At 71.6% G+C, this 20604-nt stretch carries 20 protein-coding genes; 12 read left to right on the forward strand and 8 right to left on the reverse strand.

Going from position 1 to position 20604, the window contains the following annotated elements:
- Positions 1 to 37: 37 nt before the first annotated feature.
- Genes ACRAKI_RS35860 through ACRAKI_RS35870 form a run of 3 tightly spaced genes read right to left on the reverse strand, consistent with a single transcriptional unit; the run spans position 38 to position 3856 of the window.
- Positions 38 to 1864, reverse strand: coding sequence for a dynamin family protein (locus ACRAKI_RS35860; protein WP_447004895.1), 1827 nt, complete (start codon positions 1862 to 1864; stop codon positions 38 to 40).
- A gap of 58 nt (positions 1865 to 1922) precedes the next feature.
- Positions 1923 to 2303: a nucleotide exchange factor GrpE gene (gene grpE, locus ACRAKI_RS35865; RefSeq protein ID WP_447004896.1), complete on the reverse strand. Its 381-nt coding sequence runs from the start codon at positions 2301 to 2303 to the stop codon at positions 1923 to 1925.
- The gene (locus ACRAKI_RS35870; protein WP_447004897.1) at positions 2300 to 3856 is read right to left on the reverse strand and encodes a dynamin family protein; all 1557 of its coding nucleotides are present in this window, start codon (positions 3854 to 3856) and stop codon (positions 2300 to 2302) included. Before ACRAKI_RS35870 ends, grpE begins: the two co-directional genes overlap by 4 nt.
- Before the next feature lie 85 nt (positions 3857 to 3941).
- Here ACRAKI_RS35870 and ACRAKI_RS35875 point away from each other — a divergent pair, with 85 nt between their 5' ends.
- The 3 genes from ACRAKI_RS35875 to ACRAKI_RS35885 all read left to right on the forward strand — a co-directional run bounded on the left by ACRAKI_RS35875 (position 3942) and on the right by ACRAKI_RS35885 (position 6375).
- Positions 3942 to 4406 carry a hypothetical protein gene (locus ACRAKI_RS35875; RefSeq protein WP_447004898.1) on the forward strand — a complete coding sequence of 155 codons (465 nt, stop codon included), beginning with the start codon at positions 3942 to 3944 and terminating at the stop codon, positions 4404 to 4406.
- A gap of 121 nt (positions 4407 to 4527) precedes the next feature.
- Positions 4528 to 5691, forward strand: coding sequence for a sensor histidine kinase (locus tag ACRAKI_RS35880; RefSeq protein ID WP_447008604.1), 1164 nt, complete (start codon positions 4528 to 4530; stop codon positions 5689 to 5691).
- A 27-nt stretch (positions 5692 to 5718) separates the two neighbouring features.
- Entirely contained in the window at positions 5719 to 6375 is a 657-nt protein-coding gene (locus tag ACRAKI_RS35885; RefSeq protein WP_447004899.1) for a response regulator, read from the forward strand.
- Between the two features lie 70 nt (positions 6376 to 6445).
- On the opposite strand, the gene ACRAKI_RS35890 is transcribed toward ACRAKI_RS35885, so the two are convergent.
- Both ACRAKI_RS35890 and ACRAKI_RS35895 read right to left on the reverse strand, forming a co-directional pair.
- Complete coding sequence (locus ACRAKI_RS35890; protein WP_447004900.1) at positions 6446 to 7366, reverse strand: SDR family oxidoreductase; 921 nt, start codon at positions 7364 to 7366, stop codon at positions 6446 to 6448.
- Positions 7366 to 7935: a TetR/AcrR family transcriptional regulator gene (locus tag ACRAKI_RS35895; RefSeq protein WP_447004901.1), complete on the reverse strand. Its 570-nt coding sequence runs from the start codon at positions 7933 to 7935 to the stop codon at positions 7366 to 7368. The genes ACRAKI_RS35890 and ACRAKI_RS35895 overlap by 1 nt, the downstream gene beginning before the upstream one ends.
- A 65-nt stretch (positions 7936 to 8000) precedes the next feature.
- On the opposite strand from ACRAKI_RS35895, the gene ACRAKI_RS35900 reads away from it, so the two are divergent.
- On the forward strand, positions 8001 to 8795 hold the full coding sequence (locus tag ACRAKI_RS35900; RefSeq protein ID WP_447004902.1) for an HAD family hydrolase: 795 nt from the start codon (positions 8001 to 8003) through the stop codon (positions 8793 to 8795).
- Between the two features lie 73 nt (positions 8796 to 8868).
- On the opposite strand, the gene ACRAKI_RS35905 is transcribed toward ACRAKI_RS35900, so the two are convergent.
- A complete protein-coding gene (locus tag ACRAKI_RS35905; RefSeq protein WP_447004903.1) occupies positions 8869 to 9303 on the reverse strand; it encodes a PPOX class F420-dependent oxidoreductase in 435 nt (144 codons plus the stop codon).
- A 213-nt stretch (positions 9304 to 9516) separates the two neighbouring features.
- Here ACRAKI_RS35905 and ACRAKI_RS35910 point away from each other — a divergent pair, with 213 nt between their 5' ends.
- The 3 genes from ACRAKI_RS35910 to ACRAKI_RS35920 all read left to right on the forward strand — a co-directional run bounded on the left by ACRAKI_RS35910 (position 9517) and on the right by ACRAKI_RS35920 (position 12269).
- The gene (locus tag ACRAKI_RS35910) at positions 9517 to 10437 is read left to right on the forward strand and encodes an ABC transporter ATP-binding protein (protein ID WP_447004904.1); all 921 of its coding nucleotides are present in this window, start codon (positions 9517 to 9519) and stop codon (positions 10435 to 10437) included.
- Positions 10438 to 10443: 6 nt separating this feature from the next.
- Complete coding sequence (locus ACRAKI_RS35915; protein ID WP_447004905.1) at positions 10444 to 11205, forward strand: hypothetical protein; 762 nt, start codon at positions 10444 to 10446, stop codon at positions 11203 to 11205.
- A 155-nt stretch (positions 11206 to 11360) separates the two neighbouring features.
- Positions 11361 to 12269 carry an ABC transporter ATP-binding protein gene (locus ACRAKI_RS35920; protein WP_447004906.1) on the forward strand — a complete coding sequence of 303 codons (909 nt, stop codon included), beginning with the start codon at positions 11361 to 11363 and terminating at the stop codon, positions 12267 to 12269.
- 11 nt (positions 12270 to 12280) lie between these two features.
- Here ACRAKI_RS35920 and ACRAKI_RS35925 read toward each other — a convergent pair whose 3' ends face one another.
- Positions 12281 to 13471, reverse strand: a complete 1191-nt coding sequence (locus ACRAKI_RS35925; protein WP_447004907.1) for a S8 family serine peptidase — start codon at positions 13469 to 13471, stop codon at positions 12281 to 12283.
- A 229-nt stretch (positions 13472 to 13700) separates the two neighbouring features.
- On the opposite strand from ACRAKI_RS35925, the gene ACRAKI_RS35930 reads away from it, so the two are divergent.
- The 4 genes from ACRAKI_RS35930 (at position 13701) to ACRAKI_RS35945 (ending at position 17720) form a co-directional block, all read left to right on the forward strand.
- A complete protein-coding gene (locus tag ACRAKI_RS35930) occupies positions 13701 to 14282 on the forward strand; it encodes a hypothetical protein (protein WP_447004908.1) in 582 nt (193 codons plus the stop codon).
- 92 nt (positions 14283 to 14374) lie between these two features.
- On the forward strand, positions 14375 to 15016 hold the full coding sequence (gene trmB, locus ACRAKI_RS35935) for a tRNA (guanosine(46)-N7)-methyltransferase TrmB (RefSeq protein ID WP_447008605.1): 642 nt from the start codon (positions 14375 to 14377) through the stop codon (positions 15014 to 15016).
- 145 nt (positions 15017 to 15161) lie between these two features.
- Complete coding sequence (locus ACRAKI_RS35940; RefSeq protein WP_447004909.1) at positions 15162 to 16283, forward strand: nitric oxide synthase oxygenase; 1122 nt, start codon at positions 15162 to 15164, stop codon at positions 16281 to 16283.
- A gap of 276 nt (positions 16284 to 16559) precedes the next feature.
- Positions 16560 to 17720 (forward strand): sensor histidine kinase, encoded by a 1161-nt coding sequence (locus ACRAKI_RS35945; protein ID WP_447004910.1) that lies wholly within the window; start codon positions 16560 to 16562, stop codon positions 17718 to 17720.
- A gap of 64 nt (positions 17721 to 17784) precedes the next feature.
- Here ACRAKI_RS35945 and ACRAKI_RS35950 read toward each other — a convergent pair whose 3' ends face one another.
- Positions 17785 to 19128, reverse strand: coding sequence for a hypothetical protein (locus ACRAKI_RS35950; RefSeq protein ID WP_447004911.1), 1344 nt, complete (start codon positions 19126 to 19128; stop codon positions 17785 to 17787).
- A 171-nt stretch (positions 19129 to 19299) separates the two neighbouring features.
- On the opposite strand from ACRAKI_RS35950, the gene ACRAKI_RS35955 reads away from it, so the two are divergent.
- Entirely contained in the window at positions 19300 to 20601 is a 1302-nt protein-coding gene (locus ACRAKI_RS35955) for an amidohydrolase family protein (protein WP_447004912.1), read from the forward strand.
- The last annotated feature ends 3 nt before the right edge of the window (positions 20602 to 20604 follow it).

The following is a 20604-nucleotide window of genomic DNA, read 5'->3' on the forward strand; positions in this document are numbered from 1 at the left end:
ACCGGCAGTGGGAGGGCGTCATTCCCGCCGGCTGCGACTACAGGTGCTGACCGCGGTCGCGCACAGCCCTGATGCGGGCCAGCAACTCGTCCACCTTGGCCCGGCCGGCGGTCAGTTCGGCCACCCGTCGCGTCACCGCCTGCAACGCACGGGTGCGTTCCCCGGCTTCCATCCGCAACGCCTTGTCGACCTCGCGCAGCTCCGCCTCGATCGCGTCGACCCGCTTGCCCAGCGCGTCGTCCAGCGCCAGCGACAGCTGCTGCTCGGCCTCGATCAACTGCTCCGCCACCAACTGGTCCACGGTGGACCGCGCGTCCGCGATCGCATCCGACAGCCACTGCTTGAGGTGCTGCTTGTCGGCCGAGTGCTTGCGGGTCCGGGCCATCCACCAGCCCGCGCCTAGCCCCAGCGCGATCGTCACCGGCAGCACGATCGGGTTCAGCGCCGCCACCCCTAGACCGGCCAGCGGCAACGCGGCCAGCCGGCCCGCGCCCAACCCGCCGGACACGCCCATGAACACGAGCAGCTTGTCCTCGGCCGTCGGCGCACGCTTCTCCGGCGGCCTCAGCACGACCGGCGGCGTCACGCCCCGCGCGAACTGGCTGCGGATCACGGCCAGCTCCTCCGTCGAGAACAGGTCCGCCAGCGCCGAGTCCGCCACCTTCGACAGCCGCACCGCCAACCCGGCGCTGATCCGCCCGGACACCACCTGCAACGCCGCGTCCACGTGCTGCGGCAACGCCGCCAGCCGGTCGCGGTCCGCCGCGTCGATGGCCGTGCGGAACCACGTCTGCACGTCCCGCATCTGCCGACTGACCTCGTGCGCCCCCTCCACCCGCGCCCGCTGCACCTCGCCCCGCAACCGGACCTGCCAACTGCGCGTGGACGAACGGCGCTGCGAGTTCAGCTCGTCGCGCCGTTCGCGCAACGTCTCGGCTTCCTCCTCGCCGAACGACAGCGCGCGCTTGTCCGCCTCCTGACGCGCGATCAGCTCGTCCAGCACGGTCGCCAGCGCGCGCAGCCCGTTGGCCTCGCCGAGCATCGCCGCCCGCCCGACCACCAGTTCCTGCAACGCCTCCTGCAGCTCCCCGATCCCTGACCGCTCGCGCAGCATCGCCGCCGCGTCCGGGTTCGGCGCCTTGGCAGCCAGCTCGAACATCCGCGACGACACGGGGTGGAACGTGGCCCCGCGGAACCGGGGCGCGTGCTCGGCCAGCAACGCCTGGTCGGCCTCCAGCACCTGCCGCCAGCCCCGGTACTGGTCGACCTTGGTCAACGCGAACACCACGGTCTCCACGCGTTCGCCGACCGTGCGGAGGAAGTCCAGCTCACCGCGGGTGAACGGGGCCGAGGCGTCCACCACGAACAGCAGCGCGGTCGCGGTGGCGGCGGCTTCGGCCGCCAGCTCGCCGTGCACCGAGTCGAGCCCGCCGACCCCCGGAGTATCCACAACGGACAGTCGTTCCAGGAGCGGGATCGGGGCGTCGACCTCCACGTACCGGGGCGGCAGCATCCCCTCGGGCAGCTCGTGCGCCGCCGACACCCAGTTCACCAGCTCGGACCGGTCGAACGGCACCGGTGACATGGACCCGGCGTAGCAGGCGCGCGCGTCCCACTCCTCGCCGTACCGGAACACCAGGTACGTCGCGGTCGCCACCTCGGCGTCCACCGGTGACAGGCCCGGCGTCGCCAGCAGGGCGTTGACCAGCGAACTCTTGCCCCGGTTCGTCTCACCGACGACCACCACCGACGCGGGACCGGCTCGGCGCGTCTCCACGAACGACGCCGCCTCGGGATCCAGCGCGCGCACCAGGGTGGTCAGCTTCTCCCTGGTCTGCCGAACGGTCTGCGGGAGCGTGCTCATCGGGCCTTCGTCCTCGTCGGGCTCATCGCGCGGCGCGGCTCGTCGCGCGCGGCGCGGCTCATCGCGCGGTGTAGACGGTGACGATCGGCGCGCGCAGCGTCCGGCCGCGATCGGCGAACCCGACCACTTCGGTCTCGGCGACCACGCCGTCCAGCGACGCGTCGTCCGTCGGCGCGGTGCCGCCGGCCTCGTGCCGGGACGGGTCGAACCGCTCGCCGTCCGGCCGCACGGCTGTCACGCCGATGGCCGCCAGGCCCTCTTCCAGGCGTTCCACGACCCCGGCGCTGCGGGCCCGGTCCAGCGCGTAAAGGCACAGCTGCACCAACGCGCGCCGCTCCGCCAACGCCTGGTCGAGCAGCTCGCCGGCGATGGTGTGCTCCAGCGTCGTCGTCTCCACAGCGTGGTCGGACGCGGACGCGCCCGGTTCCGTTCCGCTCATCGCCGTCCCCGCAGTTGTTGCCAGATCAGGAAGTACGCCCGGTGCACCACGTGCGCCACCCGGCTCTGCGCGGGCGTGGCGCCGAACGAGGCGAAGGAACGCCACCAGCCCGCCCGTTCCAGCGCGTAGGCCATCAACTCCCGGGGCGGGCGGCCGCGCAGGCCGAGCTGCTCGGACAGGTCCGGCGAGCTGCCGAACCGCAGCACCTCTTCCACCAGGTCGTTCGGCATCGCCACCGCGCCGGACGCGACCAGCGTCAACGCCTCCAGCAGCCGCAGCTGGTGCGCCTCGGGCTTGGCCAGCAGCACCTCGATCGCGTTGTGCACGCGCTGCCGCTCGTTCGGGTCGCCGGAGGCGGCGGCCAGCGACGTCACCGAGGCCAGCGCGGCGGCGGCCTTGATGCCGTCGGCCCGTGACCGGAACACCGCGTTCAGCTTGGCGCGCACGCCGTCCAGCCCGGAGGCGTCGAGCAGCTTGCGGCGCAGGGCCCCCGCCGTGATGCCCGGTTCGGCGTCGACCGCTTCGAGCGCCTTGCCGATGCCGTACAGGTCGAGCTTCTCCAGCAGCCGGGTGCGGGTGCCGACCGGCACGTCGCACTCCCAGCTCACGAACAGGTCCGCCGAGATCAGCATGGTCTCGCGGGTCGCGTCGTCCAGGTCGGCCAGCCGGCGCAGCGCGTCGGCGTCGGCCGACGTGAACCCGCCGGTCTCGGTGGACTCGGCGACCAGGCCGATCACCGGCAGCACGTCGGCGACCCGCGGCTTGAGGGTGTGCGCCTGGCGTTCGGCGAGCAGCACGGCGGCGCGCCACGTGTCGCCGTCCGAGCCTTCGACGGTCTCGGCGGCGATCGTGTCCGCCTTGTTCAGCACCGCGATCGCGTTCACGGGGCCGGCCTCACGGCTCGCGGTGGCGGCGGTGAACGCGGCCAAGGCCTGCTGGTCGTCCGCGCGGACGCCCTGCGTGACGACGTACAGGACGGCCTCCGCACCGGCCACCGCGTTCCGGGACACCGGGTCCAGCTCGGCGGAATCCGCCCCGGACGCCGACCCGACGTCCGAACCCGCGCCCAGCAACGCCTCGGTGCGCGCCACCGACGCCGCGTCCAGCGACCCCAGGCCGGGGGTGTCGATCACGGTCAGGTCCCGCAGCACCGCGTTCGTCAGGTACGCCTCGATGTGCGACACCTTGTCGATGTCCACTCCGAGGTCGGGCGGGATCGAGCCGTTCGACTCGAACGGCAGCACCTGCTTGCGTCCGTCGGTGAACACGACCTCGATCCGGTCCACCGTGCCGTACTGGAACCGGGTCACCAGCCGGGTGCACTCGCCCACGTCCGTGGGCGCGACCCGCCGTCCGATCAGCGCGTTGACGAGCGTCGACTTCCCCGACTTGATCCGACCGGCGACGGCGACCTGCAGCGGCGCGGACAGCCGGCGCAGCACCTCGCGGAACCCGGCCGCGGTCGCCGGCGACACCTGGGGCTGGAGGCCGACGCACAGGTTCGCCACCGCCGCCGAGAGCGGACCGGCGAGCTGCTGGGCCTGCGTCGTCACGCCGGAGATCGTGCCACGTCAGTTCGTCGTTCGGTTTGCGAGCACGACCACCGGGGTATTTCGGCGATCGACGAGGAGGTGCGCCATGGAACAGGGCTATGCGGTGTTCCTGCTGCTCGGCGTGGTGCTGGTGCTGGTAGACGGCCAGCTGATCTACCGCGGCGGCAAAGGGTACATGAACCGCGCTTACGGTGACCCGGAAGCGGCGAAGTCGATGACCAGGCTGGCGACCGTGCTCTTCCACCTCGTGGTGCTCGGACTGCTGGCCATCGTCTCGATCATGTCCGTGGACACCGGTGACCCGGTCAAGGACGTCGTGGTGAAGCTCGGCGTCATGCTCCTGGTCCTGGCCGTGGTGCACGCGGTGACAATGTTGATCCTGGGCCGAATCCGCGACCGGCAGCTTCAGCAGCAGCTGGCCGATGAGATGGCCGAGGAGCACCGGCAGTACGAGGAGCAGCGAGCGGTGCCCCCGCAGACCCGCGTCGAGCCCCGGGTCCCCCGTGCCGAGGAACTGATCGACCCGACGCAGGTCAAGACCAAGCGGTAGGCACGTCGTCACGTGTCCACGCTCATCCGCCTTGAGGACTAGCCGCAGGTCAACCCGTGGCGCGACGCGCGCCCGGCGGACCGGTACCTAACCTGGTCACGTGCGGCGACTGAGCCTGTGGATGCGAGCGCACCCGGCCTTCGGGGACTCCCTGATGGCCGGGTTGCTGCTCGTGTTCGACCTGGCCACGCTCGCCGCCGACGGCATCCCCGTGCCCGGCTCCACGCTGCTGTTCGTCGGCGCGATGTTGATCGTCCCGGTGGTGTTCCGCCGGAAGTACCCGCTCGGCTCGTCGTACGTGATCCTGTTCGGCGGCGTGGTCCAGCTCTTGACCCACGGCGACCTCGTCACCGGGTTGCCGTTCCGGCTGGCCGACTTCGCGCTGGCCATCGCGCTGTACACGGTGGTCGCGTACGTCGGCCGCCGACAAGGCCTGCTGTACGCGATCTGGCTGGCCATCGGCACGTTCGTGTGGGCGCTGTGGGCGATGGACGCGACCTCCGAGGCCGCGTTCATGGTGTTCGTGATCGCGGTCGTGTTCGGGTTCAGCTGGGCGATGGGCGAGTTCGTCGGCGCGCGCCGGGCCTACCACTGGGAGCTGGAGCAGCGGCTCAAGCTGCTGGAGAACGAACGGGACCAGCAGGCGCGGATCGCGGTGGGCGAGGAGCGGTCGCGGATCGCGCGCGAGCTGCACGACGTGGTCGCGCACGCGGTGAGCGTGATGGTGGTGCAGGCGGACGGCGCGGGCTACGCGATCAAGACCAACCCGGACCTGGCCGAGGCGGCCGTGCGGACCATCGCGGACACCGGGCGGCAGGCGTTGACCGAGCTGCGGCGGCTGCTGGGCGTGCTGCGGTCGGAGGACCAGTCCGGCACCCAGTGGATGCCCCAGCCCGGTGCCGGTGACCTGCGCGAACTGGCCGAGAACTGCCGTGCCGCCGGGTTGCCGGTGCGGCTGGAGACCGTGGGCGACGTCGACGCGCTGCCCGCCGGTCTGGGGCTCGGCGTGTACCGGATCGTCCAGGAGGCGTTGACGAACACTCTGAAGCACGCGGGTGCGGGCGCTTCGGCCACCGTCCGCGTCACGCGGGCCGAGGATCAGGTAGAGGTGGAGGTGGCGGACGACGGGTTCGGCACGCCCTACGACCTCGTCGCGGTGTCCGGCGGCAACGGGCTGATCGGCATGCGGGAACGTGCCGGCGTGCTCGGCGGGTCGCTGGAGGCGGGCCCGAACCCCGGCGGCGGGTGGCGGGTCCGCGCCGTGCTACCGCTGGTCCCGTCATAGGGTTCAGGTGTCTGTGAAGGGAACGGTGTGATCCGAGTACTGCTGGTGGACGACCAGGAGCTCATGCGCATGGGCTTCCGGATGGTGCTCGGCGCGCAGGAGGACGTCGACGTGGTCGGTGAGGCGGCCAACGGGCTCGACGCCGTGCACCTGGCGGAACGGCTGCGGCCCGACGTGGTGCTGATGGACGTGCGGATGCCGGTGCTCGACGGGGTCGAGGCGACCAAGCGGATCGCCGAGGCGGGCACCGCGAAGATCCTCGTGATGACCACGTTCGACCTGGACGAGTACGCGTTGTCGGCGTTGCGGAACGGCGCCTCCGGGTTCCTGCTGAAGGACACGCCGCCGGGTGACCTCGTGTCGGCGCTGCGTGCGGTGGCCAGCGGCGACGCGGTGGTGTCGCCCTCGGTGACCAAGCGGCTGCTGAGCCGGTTCCTCGGCGACGGCGGCGGCGAGCTGCGGGACGCGGCGGTGCTGGAGGCGCTGACCGAGCGGGAGCGCGAGGTGCTGGTGCTGATCGCCAAGGGGCTGTCGAACACCGAGATCGCGCGGAAGCTGTTCCTGTCGGAGGCGACGGTGAAGACGCACGTCGGCCGGATCCTGGCGAAGCTGGAGCTGCGGGACCGGGTGCAGGCCGTCGTGCTGGCGTACGAGACGGGCCTCGTGCGGCCAGGCGACGTCTGACCCGGTCCCTTCGCTCAGCGGGTGCTCAGCGCGGGTGCTCGGCGGTTCGACGGCTCGGCGGTTCGGCGGTTCAGCGGTACTCGGCGGCGTCCGCGGTGGTCGGGTCCACGCCCGGCTTGAAGACCTCCTCGTACCACCGGCCCCAGTCGGGCCGTGAGCCGTCCAGGTCGGTGAAGCCGTACTCGCGCATGAGGGTCCACGACGCGAGCGCCTTGCCGGTGAACCGGTGGCGGTCCGGATCGGCGGCCAGCGCCGCCACGCCGCGCCCCAAGTAGTGCGGCGTCTCGGACAGCGCGTAGTGCGGCTCCTTGGCGATCGCGTCGCGCCAGTTCTCCTCCGTCACGCCGAAGTGCTCCAGCATCTGCTCCGACCGCAGGAAGCCGGGCGTGACGGCGACGGACGTGCCGCCGAACGGCTCCAGCTCCTTCGCCATGACCGTGCCGAACCGCCGGATCGCGACCTTCACCGAGTCGTACGCCAGCGACTCGCTGTAGAAGTCGTCGCTGTCGCCGTCGGTCACCTCGACCAGCAGCCCGCCCGGCTGCCGCACCAGCAGCGGCAGCAGGCGGTGCAGCGCGACCAGGTGCGCCTGCACGCTGTTGCGCCACATGCGCAGCTGGCGGTCCAGGTCCTGCTCCCAGAAGACCTTGAACTCGGTGTCCGCCTCACCGCCCCACACGTCGTCCACCAGGACGTCCAGCCGGCCATCCACTTCGGACTCGATGCGGGCGCGGAACGCGTCCACGTCGGCGGGCGCGGTGAAGTCGCAGCGCACCGCGATGCCGCGGCCGCCCGCCGCCGTGACCAGCTCCGCGGTCTCCTCGATCGTCTCGTCCCGGCCGATCGGCGACTTCTGCTCGCGGGTCGACCGGCCGCCGACGAACACCGTCGCGCCCGCCGCGCCCAACTCGACCGCGATCGCCCGGCCCGCTCCTCGCGTCGCCCCCGTGACCGCCGCGACCTTGCCCCGGAGGCCTTCCAGCTCTGCCATCATCTCCCCTTCCACGCGTCCAGCACCGCGTCCACGTCCTGCTCCAGCCGGTCGGCCAGCGCGCCGCGCGGCCGGACCGACCAGTCCATCGACACGCCGTAGAGCAACCCGGTGAGCACCCGCGCCGCACGTTCGGGCGACGGACCGTGCGGAAGATCCACCCGTCGGGTGATGTCCAGCACGGTCTGCTCGGTCGCCGCGTACAGGTCGGCGAGCAGCGCGCGCAGCTCCGGGTCGATCAGGTCCACGCCGAGCTGCGCCAGGTGGTTCTGCGCCTCGGCCGGCTCCGTCATGCCCTCGAACCACGACAGCAGCGCGGCCCGCAGGCCGTCGACCGGGTCTTCACGTGCGGCTGCCTCGCGCATCCGTCGCGTGATGTCGGCCGTGGTCTGCCTGGTCAGGGCCTGGAGGAGGCCGCTCTTCGACCCGAACCGCTGCGCCACCGTGCCGACCGAGACGTCGGCCCGCGCGGCCACGTCGGCGATGGTGAAGCCCGGTCCCTTGCGGCCGATCACCTGTGCCGCGGCGACCAGCAGGCGTTCGTCCGTGATCGTCTTCGGTCGTGCCACGTGGTTATTGAACCATGATTCAATAACGGTCGCCGGCGATGTGGTCGCCCAGTAGGGTGACGTCAGTGACCTGGAGACCACGCCTCATCGCCCTGGACATCGACGGGACCATCACGCCGGTCGGCCGCGAGGACATCGCGCCGGCGGTGCGTGCGGCGATCAGGCGCGCGGTGGACCACGGCGCGCACGTGGTGCTGTCCACCGGTCGGAGTCTCGTCGGCACCTGGCCGGTCCTCGAGGACCTCGACCTGCGCGGGACCACGGCCCTCTGCTCCAACGGGGCGGTGTGGTGGGACACCGATTCCGGCGAGGTCGTGCGCAAGGTCGAGTTCTCGCCCGGTCCGTCCGTCGAACGCCTGCGCGGCGAGTTGCCCGATTCGGTGTTCGCGGTGGAGGTGACGGGGGTGGGGAGCCTGTCGCTCGGGCGGTTCCCGGACCGCGACCTGTGGGGCGAGGTGCGCGAGGTGACGTTCGGAGAGCTGGCGGCGACGCCGACGTCACGGCTGGTCATGCGGTGGATCGGGCGGACGCCGGAGGAGCTGGCGTTGCGGATGCTGGACATCGAGCTGCCCGGTGTGTCGGCTTCGTGCGACCACACCCAGCCTTGGCTGACGCTGTCGCCTCCCGGCGTGACCAAGGGGGCGGCGCTGGAGGATCTGCGGCGTGCGCTCGGGGTGTCCGAGGAGGACACGCTGGCCATCGGGGACGGCTCGAACGACGTGGCGATGCTGCGGTGGGCGGCGCACGGCGTCGCGATGGGTCAGGCGCCGGCCGCCGTGCAGGCGGCTGCGGATGCGGTCACGGGGACGATCCTCGACGACGGCGCGGCGGCCGTGCTGGACCGCTACTTCGCCGCTTGACCTGCGTGCGGTCGGACGACTCGCCCTGCCGGAGTGGACGACTCGCGGTGCCGGAGTGGAGGACTCGCGGGGGTCAGTCGGCGACGGCGATCTTGGCGACCACCTTGGCGTCGCGGATGCGGACGACCACCTCGCCGGGCACGGCGTTGCGCTCGGCGTACTCGTTCGCCCGGTTCGCGCCCATGTACCGGGCGCCGATGCGGCCCGCCCAGTAGCGCACCTGCTCCGGGTCGTCCTCGACCTCGGCCCGGCCGGACACCGTGACGAACGCGAACGGCGGCCGTTCGTCGTCCAGGCAGACCGACACCCGCCCGTCCCGCGCGATCGCCTTGCCCTTGATCGACCCCAGGGACGTGGTGAACACGAGCGTGCCACCGTCCAGGTCGACCCACACCGGCGAGACGTGCGGCGACCCGTCCTTGCGGACGACCGCGAGCTTGCCGGTCCGCGGCGGTGTGGCCGAAACGAACTCGCGCCACCAGCCGTCAGGTGCCTCGGTGTAAGCCATGACCGCACACGGTAGTTGCAGCCCGTCCCTGAGAGTCGGCCGGTTCCCGCCTCAGGGACAACTCAGGGTGGTCACCGATTACTACGACCGAGGTCTTGACCACGATAAGACTGAAGTCGCACGGCCCAGTCAACTACAGACCGATGTGCAAGACCTCGTGGACAGGGCAAGGTTTACCCGAGTCCGGGGGATGTGTCGTCCAGGGGAGAGATCATGATCGAGGCTATCGGCCTCACCAAGCGCTACGGGAAGACGGTTGCGGTGGACAACCTGTCCTTCGCCGTCGAACCCGGTCGGGTCACCGGTTTCCTCGGCCCCAACGGCGCGGGCAAGTCCACCACCATGCGGATGATGCTCGGCCTCGACCGGCCGACCGCGGGACAGGTGTTGATCGACGGCAAGCCGTACGCGCAGCTCGACCGTCCCCTGCGGACCGTCGGCGCCCTGCTCGACGCGAAGTGGGTGCACCCGAACCGCTCGGCGCGGGCGCACCTGCAGTGGATGGCCAAGTCCAACGGCCTGCCCGACAAGCGGGTGGACGAGGTGCTGGACATGGTGGGCCTCGCCAAGGTCGCCAAGCGCCGCGCCGGCGGGTTCTCGCTCGGCATGTCGCAGCGCCTCGGCATCGCGGGCGCCCTGCTGGGCGACCCGAAGGTGCTGCTGTTCGACGAGCCGGTCAACGGCCTGGACCCGGAGGGCATCCTCTGGATCCGCCAGTTCATGCAGGGCCTGGCCGCCGACGGCCGCACCGTGCTGGTGTCGAGCCACCTGCTGTCCGAGATGGCGGTCACCGCCCAGGACCTGGTGGTGATCGGCCGCGGCAAGCTCATCTCGCAGTCCAGCACCACCGAGTTCGTGGAGCGGTCGACCGAGAACTCGGTCCTGGTGCGCAGCCCGCACGCGGACAAGCTGGGCGCGATGCTCATCGACAAGGGGTTCACCGTCCGTGAGGACGAGGACGGCTCGCTCGTCGTATCGGGTGCGGCCAGTGACGAGATCGGGGACATCGCGGCGGCGAGCGGCGTGGTGCTGCACGAGCTCAGCCCGCAGCGCGGTTCGCTCGAACAGGCATTCATGCAGCTCACCGGCGATTCTGTGGAGTACCACGCCGAGCTCGCCGAGATGGGGAAGTGACCACCGATGACTCTGCTCGCCGTTGAACGGATCAAGCTCTTCACCACCCGCTCGCCCTGGTGGTGCATGCTGCTGGCACTCGGACTGACCCTCGGTCTGACCGCGGTCATCGCGGCGAACTGGGACAACGCCCCGATGCCGGTGATCGGCGCGGTGTTCGCCCACACGTTCGGGCTGTACGTGGTCATGGTGATGGCGGCGCTCGCGGTCACCACCGAGTACCGCTTCGGCACCATCAAGTCGACGTTCCAGGCGGCGCCGGACCGCACGTCGCCGATGATCGCCAAGGCCGTCGTCGTGGTGCTGCTGTCCGCCCTGGTCGGCTTGGCCGCCTCGTTCGGGTCGTGGGGCCTGAGCTGGCTGCTCGCGCAGGACAACTCGCAGCTCGCGCTGACCTCCGGCAACGACTGGCGGCACGTCGCCGGCGTCGGCCTCGTCTACGGCGCCGGCGCGCTGCTCGCCCTGGGCATCGGCGCGCTGGTGCGGCAGACCGCCGGCGCCGTGTCGATCATCCTGGTGTTCGCGCTGGTGCTGGAGAACGTGGTCGGGCTCATCCCGAACATCGGCGACGACATCCAGAACTGGATGCCGTTCCTGGTGGCCCAGAAGTTCATCCTGGGCGACCCGGACGTGAGCGGCATCCCGGACGGCGCCGGTCCGCCCGCGATCGGCGAGTTGAGCCCGTGGGGTTCGTTCGGGTACTTCGCCGGCATCGCGCTGGTGATCTACATCATCTCGCTCGTCGTGGTGAAGCGACGGGACGCGTAAGGGGACGCGTGACGGGTAGGCCCGTGCCGCCGGCATTCGGGGGCCGACGCACGGGCAGCCGGGGGAGGAAGGGGGAGCTCGGGTCACCATCGGGGGTGGCCCGGGCTCTTCTCCCTCAGGTTTCGCCACAAGCGTTTGATCGGACGGGAGATGTCATGATCGAAGCGACCGGCCTCACCAAGCACTACGGCAGGACGGTGGCCGTGGACGACCTGTCGTTCACCGTGCGACCGGGCCGGGTCACCGGCTTCCTCGGTCCCAACGGCGCGGGCAAGTCCACCACCATGCGGATGATCCTGGGCCTGGACCACCCCACTCGCGGCCGGGTCACCGTGAACGGCGAGGACTACCGGACGCTGCACCAGCCGCTGCGCGTCGTCGGCGCACTCCTCGACGCCAAGTGGGTGCACCCGAACCGGTCGGCGCGAGCGCACCTGCACTGGCTGGCCCGGTCCAACGACATCCCCACCGCGCGCGTGGACGAGGTGCTGGAGATGGTCGGCCTGACCCGGGTCGCCAAGCGCCGCGCCGGCGGGTTCTCGCTCGGCATGTCGCAGCGGCTGGGCATCGCCGGCGCGCTGCTCGGCGACCCCGAGGTGCTGATGTTCGACGAGCCGGTCAACGGCCTGGACCCGGAGGGCATCCTCTGGATCCGCCAGTTCATGCACCGGCTCGCCGACGAGGGCCGGACCGTGTTCGTGTCCAGCCACCTGCTGTCGGAGATGGCCCAGACCGCGCAGGACCTGATCGTGATCGGACGCGGCAGGCTCATCGCGCAGACCAGCACCGAGCAGTTCATCAAGGACGCCACCGAGGACACGGTGCGCGTCCGCACGCCTCAAGCCGACCGACTGCGCGAGTTGCTGAGCGGACGCGCCCGGGTCGCCGATGCCGCGGCTTCCGACGGCGCGCTGGTCGTGCACGGGGTGGAATCGTCGTTCATCGGCGAGTTGGCCGCCGAGAATGGCATCACGCTGCACGAGTTGAGCCCGCAACTCGGTTCGCTGGAGGAGGCCTTCATGCAACTCACGAAGGAATCCGTCGAATACCACGCGCACGAGTAATCGCGAGCCGGTCAGCGCCGGTCACCGCGCCAGAAGTCGTCGGACGGCGGCGGGATCTCGGTGACGACCGGAACGGGGGTGCGGCGGACCCGGTTGCGCCGGACCAGCAGCAACGCCACCGCGAGCCCGACCGCGGCGAGACCACCGACCGCCACGAGCACGGTGGTGTTGTCGGTCCCTTCGGACGGCGGCGCGGGCAGGCCCTCGACCGACGTCCGCGGTGGCGGTGCGGACGACGTGCGCGGCGGCGGGGCCAGCGGGTTCCGCTCCACGAGCGGCACGTCGGCGGTCAGCGCCGCCACCGGGTCGACCTGGCCGAACCCGGTCTGGTTGTCCCGTCCGGGCGCCATCAGGTCGGTCGCGGTGGCGATGAGCCGGTTCACCACGTTGCCCGCGTCCAGGTCCGGATAACGGGCCCGGACCAGCGCCGCCGCGCCGGAGACCAGCGCCGTCGCCGCGCTCGTGCCGTCGACCCCGGCGTACCCGGTGCCCTGGACCTTCAGCGGCATGGCGGTGACGATGCCCTGCGCGGGCGCGGCCAGCACCGCCTCCGGGCCGGTGTTCGACTCCGGCCACGGCCCGTTGCCCTCGACCGTGCCGGAGACCGCGATGACGCCCTTGATGTTGGCGGGCGCGCCGATGTGCTCCTCGCCCTCGTTGCCGGTGCCGGCGACCACCACGACGTCGTGGTCGAACGCGTAGTTGATCGCGCGCAGGAGGTCCGGCGTGAGCGTCGCGACCGATGTCAGGGACAGGTTGACCACGTCCGCGCCCTGGTCGACGGCCCAGGTCACGCCCTCGGAGACGGACGCGGTGGTGAACCTGTCGCCGTCCGCGCCGACCGAGACCGGCAGGATCATCGCGCCGGGGGCGACGCCGAGCGCACCGCCGTCCACGCCCCGGCCGGCGATCAGCGTCGCCATGGCGGTGCCGTGGCCGTCGTTGTCCGCGGTGCCGTCCGTGCCGCTCGCCGTGCCGAACCCCCTGCCGGGCAGCAGCGCACCCGCGAGGTCCGGGCGGGTCGCGTCCACGCCCGAGTCCACCACCGCGACGACCACTCCGTCACCGCGCGTGATCGCATGTGCCGCCGGCACGCCGAGGGCGGCCAGGTGCCACTGCTGCTCCTCGATCGTCTGCGCCCCGGCGACGCCCGGAATCATCAACGCGATCATGATCGCGGCGATCACCGCTCTCCCCGTCACCCAATTCCCCTTGTGCTCGGGATCACAAATATTCCATGTCGGTCATGTTTCACAGTTCTGGATTCGGGCAAGCGGAGTAAGCCGTTCGTTAAGACGTCGTGAACTCCGGCACAGGTCCATGACAAGAGCATCTGAACCCGGTCAGATGGAAGTGCGAATCGTGAGGTGGGCGCCTGCCCGCACGCGAATTCGGATACCCCCCGTCAAGGAACCCTCCGGAGGTGAACCCGTGACGGTGCTTGATCCGGACCTGAACGCCGACCGCTCGTCGGCCGGGCCCAAGGAACTGCCACGGCAACGCGACCACGCCCTTCGCGTCGAACCGATGCTGGCGCTGGAATGGTCGCACGCTATCGAAGCCGCAGGAGGCGTCGGTGTCGCCGACTCCCCCGCGCAGACCCGTCGGGCCTGGATCCACCGGGCCGACGAACAGCAAGTGCTCGCGCTCTTCCGCGCGATGGGCAAGGACGCACCGGCACCCTGGTGGCTCCGCGCCCTCGACCGGGGCAGGATCGCCTCGCGCGCGGCGGCGTTCGCCCTGGAGGACGAGATAACGAGCCTGCTCGGCAGCCGGCCGGGTTGGGTGTTCGTCCCGTGGGCGACCGAGGGCGAGGTCGGCTACTGGGAGTTCGTACCGTCGGAGAGCGGCGTGTACGGCCCCGCCGAGCCCACAACAGTGCAGTTCACGGACCGGCACCCCGGTTTCGTGGACCTGCTCCCGGCGCACCGGGGCCCCGGTCAGCGCCAAGCCATCGAGTTCACCCCGGCCGAGCTGCGTGAGCAGATCGAGGACCTGGAGAACATCGCCTAGCGCACCACCTAGGCTGTACGCCCGTGACGTCCAGCCACCAGCGACCGCAGCACCACCGATCCGTCGTCAGCTACGTGCAACGCGGCGAACGGATGACCGTGGGGCAGCAGCGCGCATGGGACCGCCACTGGGAGCGCTTGGGCCGAGAGGTCAAGGCGCTCCCGGCCGGTCCCGTGCGATTCGACGAGTGGTTCGGCCGCGAGGCCCCCGTGGTGCTCGAGATCGGCTCCGGGATGGGCGAGACGACCGCCCAGCTGGTGGCCGCCGCGCCCGACGTGAACTACGTGGCCGTCGAGGTCTACAAGCCCGGCCTGGCGCAGCTCCTGCTGCGCGCCGAGGCGCTCGGCGTGACCAACCTGCGGGTCCTGCGCGGTGACGCGGTCGACCTGCTCACCGACCACGTCCCGCCCGGCACGCTGTCCGGCGTGCGGATCTACTTCCCCGACCCGTGGCCGAAGAAGAAGCACCACAAGCGGCGGCTGGTCCAGCCGGAGTTCGTGCACCTGGTCGCGACGAGCCTGCGTCCGGGCGGCACGCTGCACCTGGCCACCGACTGGGAGGAGTACGCCGACCAGATGCTGGCCGTGTGCTCGGCCGAGCCGCTGCTGCGCAACCGGCACGACGGGTGGGCGCCGCGACCGGAGTGGCGTCCGGTGACGAAGTTCGAGCAGCGCGCGGTCGAGGAAGAGCGGATCAGCCACGACCTCATGTTCGAGCGGAACGAACTCACCTGACCGTGGCATGGAGTCCGGGCCCGGTCCGACCGATGCGACGACTGCGAGTCGCCTCGTCACCGGATCGAGTGGACTCTGTTGATCACCCGATGTGCCCCGTCTGGCAGTGACGTGTGACACCGTTCCGCCACTACGGTTGCCGCCCGTGACCGTAGTTGACAACGAACCGATAACGTTCGACGTGGACGCGGCGGAGGGCTTCCTCCGCATGTTCCACATCGCCCACCCCGAAGCAGGACCCGTCGGCCCCCGGCTGGGCCGGATGCGCGACGAGGTCGCCGAGACCGGCACCTACCGGCACACCACCGAGGAGCTGTCCTACGGCGCGCGCATCGCGCTGCGGGACTCCGGCTGGTGCACCAGCGGCGTGCCGTGGCGCCGGCTCAAGGTCCGCGACCTGCGCGGCTTCCGCAACGCCGCCGCCGTGGCCGGCGAGTGCGTCGAGCACCTGCGGCTGGCCACCAACGGCGGCGAGATCCGCCCGCTGGTCACGGTGTTCGCGCCGGACACGCCGACCGCGCCCGGACCGTGCATCTGGAACGAGCAGCTGATCCGGTACGCGGGCTACGGCGACGGCACCGGGGACCGCCGCTACACCGGGTTCACCGACGCCGTGCGGGGCATGGGCTGGCGGGCGCCGGTGGCACCCGGCCGCTTCGACCTGCTGCCGCTCGTGGTGGAGACCGCGCACGAGGGCGCGAAGCTGTTCACCGTGCCGCCGGACGTGGTGCACGAAGTGCTGCTCGAACACCCCGAGCTGCCGTGGTTCGGCCGACTCGGCCTCCGCTGGCACGCGGTGCCCGTGATCACGAACATGCGGCTGACCATCGGCGGCATCACCTACCCCGCCGCGCCGTTCAACTCGTGGTTCGTCGGCTCCGAAATCGGCGCCCGGAGCCTGGCCGACGAGAACGCCTACGGCGCCGCCAGGCCCGTCGCCGAGGCGCTGGGCCTGGACACGTCCACCGAGCGCTCCCTGTGGCGCGACCGCGCCGTGGTGGAGCTGAACCGGGCCGTGCTGCACTCGTTCGACCTCGCCGCGGTCACCATCACCGACCACCACGCCGAATCGCGCCACCGGCTGTCGTGGCTGCGCTCCCGGCAGCGCACGTCCGGCAACCGCCCCGCGTTCCGACTCGACCCCTCCGCCGCCCTCCGCGCCCGGACGGGCGGCCCCGCCCGCTTTTCCCCCTCGCCTTCGGAAACGACCCGACCCCATTCCCCCGGACGGCTCGCCGAACTGCTCCGGCAGCGCGTCCAGGGTTGAGCCGCACGGCTATTCCTGGGAATCGATCAACAACCCCGACAACGCCATCAACACCAGCACCAGCAGACCCAGCACGGCGCCCGCCCAAGTAGCGACCACTCCGAACATCGTGTTCCTCCGTTCCCCGACTCGCACCTCCAGAGTCACCCGAGAATTCGTCATCCGACATCGGCCACCGGTGTGTTTCGCGTAGCGTTCGGGTCAGCCTTGTGGTTGACACCCCACCCGACCGGGGGCGGACGCGCGGTCCGCCGCGAGGACCTACCGTGACACCCCGTGGAGAGCACTCACCTCGGGTGGCGGCCCTTGATCCGCCGCCAGTGGCCGCTCGCCTGCGCCCTCCTCTTCTTCCTCGGCAGCGAGGTCGTCGGCCAGGCGGCTTGGTGGCAGCTCCCGGGCACCGCCGTGGTGTGCGCGCTGGCCGTGCTCGCGCCCCGGCGCCCGTTCGACGCCGCGCTGGCCGCCGCGACGGCGCTGGCCGCGACTTCGATCATGCTGCGGGTGCTGGACGTCGTGCCGGAGGTGCCGATGGTCGGCGGGCTGGTCGTGTCCGAGACGGCGGCGGTGATGGCGATCACCGCGGTCGTGGTGCGGCACGCGCCGCTCGTCCGGGCCGTGGTGGGTGTGGTCGTGCTCGTCGTGGCGTCCGCCGGCACGGGTGTCGTCCGGCCGGACTACTGGGCGCGGCACTGGCCCGACTACAGCACATCCCCCTGGCAGCACATGATCGGCGGCGGGGTGCTGCTGACGCTGTCGGTCGGCACCGGGCTGTACTTCCGGGCCCGTGACCGGGAACGCGCCACCGCCGTGCGGGCCGAGGTGGCGGCGGCGCAGCACGCCGAGCGCATGGCGTTGGCGCGTGAGCTGCACGACGTGATCGCGCACTACGTGACCGGGATGGTGGTGCACGCACAGGCGGCGCAGGCCGTGCCGTCCGCCTCGCCGGAGGTGCTGCCGATCATCGTGCGCAGCGGCAACGAGGCGTTGACCGAGATGCGGCGGCTGGTGGGGACGTTGCGCGGCACCGACGGGGACGCGCCGACGGTGACCAGCGACCTGGCGGACGACGTGCGCGGGGTGGTGGAGCAGTCCGGTCAGCGGGTGCGGCTGCACCTCGACCTTCCGGTGCCCGTGCCGCCGTCGTTGGGGCGATCGGTGCTGCGGCTGGTCCAGGAGTCGTTGACGAACACGCGGAAGCACGCCGGCGGTCTGTCCTCCGTGGACGTCTCGGTGGTGGTGGCGGACGGGGTGGTGCACGTGGTGGTGGCCGACGACGGGCGGGCGCAGAGCGCGGACCCGGCCGGTGGGACCGGCGGGTACGGGCTGGTGGGCATGCGGGAGCGAGTCGAACTGCTCGGCGGCCGGTTCAGCGCGGGTAGGCGGGCCGGTGGCGGGTGGGAGGTGCGGGCCGCGCTCCCCGTCGCCGAAGACCGGTGACCCGGCGGCTCGGTGACCAGGTGACCCGGCGACACGGTGGCCCGGTGGCCCGGTGGCCCGGTGGTCAGCGCGACATGCGGCTGGATTCGGGGAGTTCCGCCGGCAGCGGGTAGGTGAAGGGCCGCGGCGGGTCCTCCACGGCCAGGTGGCGGTCGGTGACCGGCTTGTCCGGCTGCGTGCGCCGGGTCTGGTCCGGGATGGTGGGCCGGTGGTCGTCCGGACTGGTTGCGTCGCCGGTCAGCCTGGCGTTCTGCTCGCGCAGCTCTTCGACCTGGTGCTCCAGCTCGCTGATCCGCGCCTGCGCCTCGCGGTGGACCCGCACCACCGTCCACAGGAGCTGGTAGGCGTTCCGCTCGCCTGGCTCCGTCGCTTGTGGACCGGACGGCTGGGCCTTCGGCCGCCGGGCTTTCGGCCGCTGGGCTGCCGGCGGTCGAGTCGCCGTCTCCTGGACCCCGGTCTTCGGTGACGACGTCTTCTGAGCCGCTGGCTTCTGTGGCGCCGGCTTCGGGGGTTTCGGCTTCTGCGGCCCCGTCTTCTGCTGCCCCGTCTTCTGGAGCCCTGCCTTCTCGGACTCTGTCTTCTCGGGGTCTGCCTGCTGGGCCGATGTCCTGTGGGGTGCGGCCTTCTGGGGTTCCGAGGGCCTGGGCTTCGGTCGCGGAGACGCCGGTGGTCGCGGCACCGGCGGCTCGGACGTCTGCGGCTGGGCTGCGGCCGGACGGAGCGCTTCCGATTCGGGCGCTGCGACATCAGGCGCCGTGAAATCGGGCGCCGTGGTTGCGGGCACTGGGGCATCAGGCGCTGGGGCACTGGGTGCTTCGGCAGTGCGGGCAGGCTGGTCGGCCGCCGGTAGCCGGGGTTCGGGCACCCGGGTCTCGGCGTCCGTCTCGGGCAGGCCGTGCTTCCGCGCCCAGCCCGGCCCACCGATCACCGTGGTGGTGATGTTGTCCATCCCTGCCTCCAACCACTGCGGACGGTGGAGCTCGGCGTCGTTCTCCACCCCGGCGGCGAGGCAGTGCAGGTAACGGGCCGCCGCCAGTACCTCCAGCGCGCGCCGCGGGTGCACGGCGTCGTGGATCAGGTCGGCGATCCGGTCCCACGGCGGCATGCTGTCGGCCCTCGCGTCCACGCCGATCCAGCGCGTCACGTCCGCCCGCACCGCGCCGAGCGACCGGCCCTCCGCCCAGTGCCCCGGCACCCGCTCCGCACGCCGGAGGATCCGCCGGTACGCGGAACCCATCCGCCCGTGCTCGTCCACCAGGTGCACCAGCAGGAACAACGCCAGCCACCGGCGTTCCCGGGACAGGTCCGGGTCGGTGAAATCGGCCTCCGACCGGAGGACCGCCACCGCGGGCCGTTCCCGACCACGCCGCTCGCCGGACTCACCGTCACTTCCACCGTCACGAGCCACTGCCACTCCTTCGCCGGATCAGCGGGACCACCACCTCACCCAACGTTCCGGAGGCTACGTCCGTCCGGCGTCCGACACCGCTCGGAACGGTCAAACCCACTGTTCGGGTTACCGTGCGCCGTACGCCGCCATCTCGTGTGTCGCTCGATCGGGTGCGGCAGGATCGGGGACATGTCACTGCGTCTGCACGCCCCCGTCGTCCTGCCCTGCGATCCCGCCTGCACCGTCCTCCGCGACGCCGTCGTCGACGTCGTCGACGGCCGGATCGCGCACGTCGGCTCGGCGACCGGTGCGCCGGAGTTCACCGGGGAAGTCCGCCGGGTGAGCGGCATCCTGATGCCGGGTCTGGTGAACGCCCACGCGCACAGCCCGATGGTGTTGTTGCGCGGCATGGGCGGCGACCTGCCGCTGCTGCGCTGGCTGCACGAGGCGATGTGGCCGGCCGAGGCGAAGATGAAGCCCGAGGACATCCGGGTCGGCATGCTCCTCGGCGCGGTGGAGATGCTCCGCAACGGCGTGACCACCAGTGCCGAGATGTACTTCCACGGCGAGCAGTTGGTGGACGCGGTGCTGGCGGCGGGGTCGCGGGTGCTGTTCGGCTCGGCGATCATGGACCTGCCGGGGCTGCCGTGGCGGCCGATGACCGGCGAGATCACCCGGTGGATCGACGCGGACGGGCTGCGGTTCGGGCCGGACGAGCGGATCGAGCTGAGCTACGGGCCGCACTCGGCGTACATCCTCACGCCGGAGGCGTTGGGCGAGATCGCCGGTGAGGCGCGCGAGCGCGGGGCGTTGTTGCAGGTCCACGTCGCCGAGTCGGCGGAGGAGGACGTGGCGCAGCGCGCGTCGCACGGCTCGGTGCCGCGGTTGCTGGAGCAGGCGGGCGTGCTCGGCGGGCGGGTGCTGTCGGCGCACTCCGTGCACCTGTCACCGGAGGACGTGCAGATCTACGCCAAGCACCAGGTCGGCATCGCGCACTGCCCCGGCTCGAACACCAAGCTGGCGTCCGGCATCGCGCCGCTGCGGTCGTACATCGACGCGGGCGTGCCGGTCGGGTTGGGCACGGACGGGCCGGCGTCCAACGACGACCTGGACCTGTTCGAGGAGGCCAGGTTGGCGGCGCTGCTGGCGCGCGTGACGTCGCAGGACGCCACGGCGATGCGTGCGGCGGACGCGTTGCTGCTGGCCACGCGGGGTGGGGCGGCGGCGTTGGGCCGGGACGACCTCGGTGCGCTGGAGCCCGGCCGGTGGGCTGACGTCGTGCACGTGGACGTGGACGACCCGGCGTTCGCGACCGGGTTGGACGCGCCGGACGAGCAGGTGCTCGCGAACCTGCTGTGGGCGTCGGGGACCCGGCGGGTCAAGGACGTGTGGGTGGCGGGCAAGCAGGTCGTGGCGGACGGCGAGACCACGAACGTGGACCGTCGTGAGGCGCAGGCCGGCGTACGCGAGGTAGCGGCCCGACTCCGGTAGGCA

It is taken from the genome of Saccharothrix isguenensis (genome assembly GCF_052936305.1).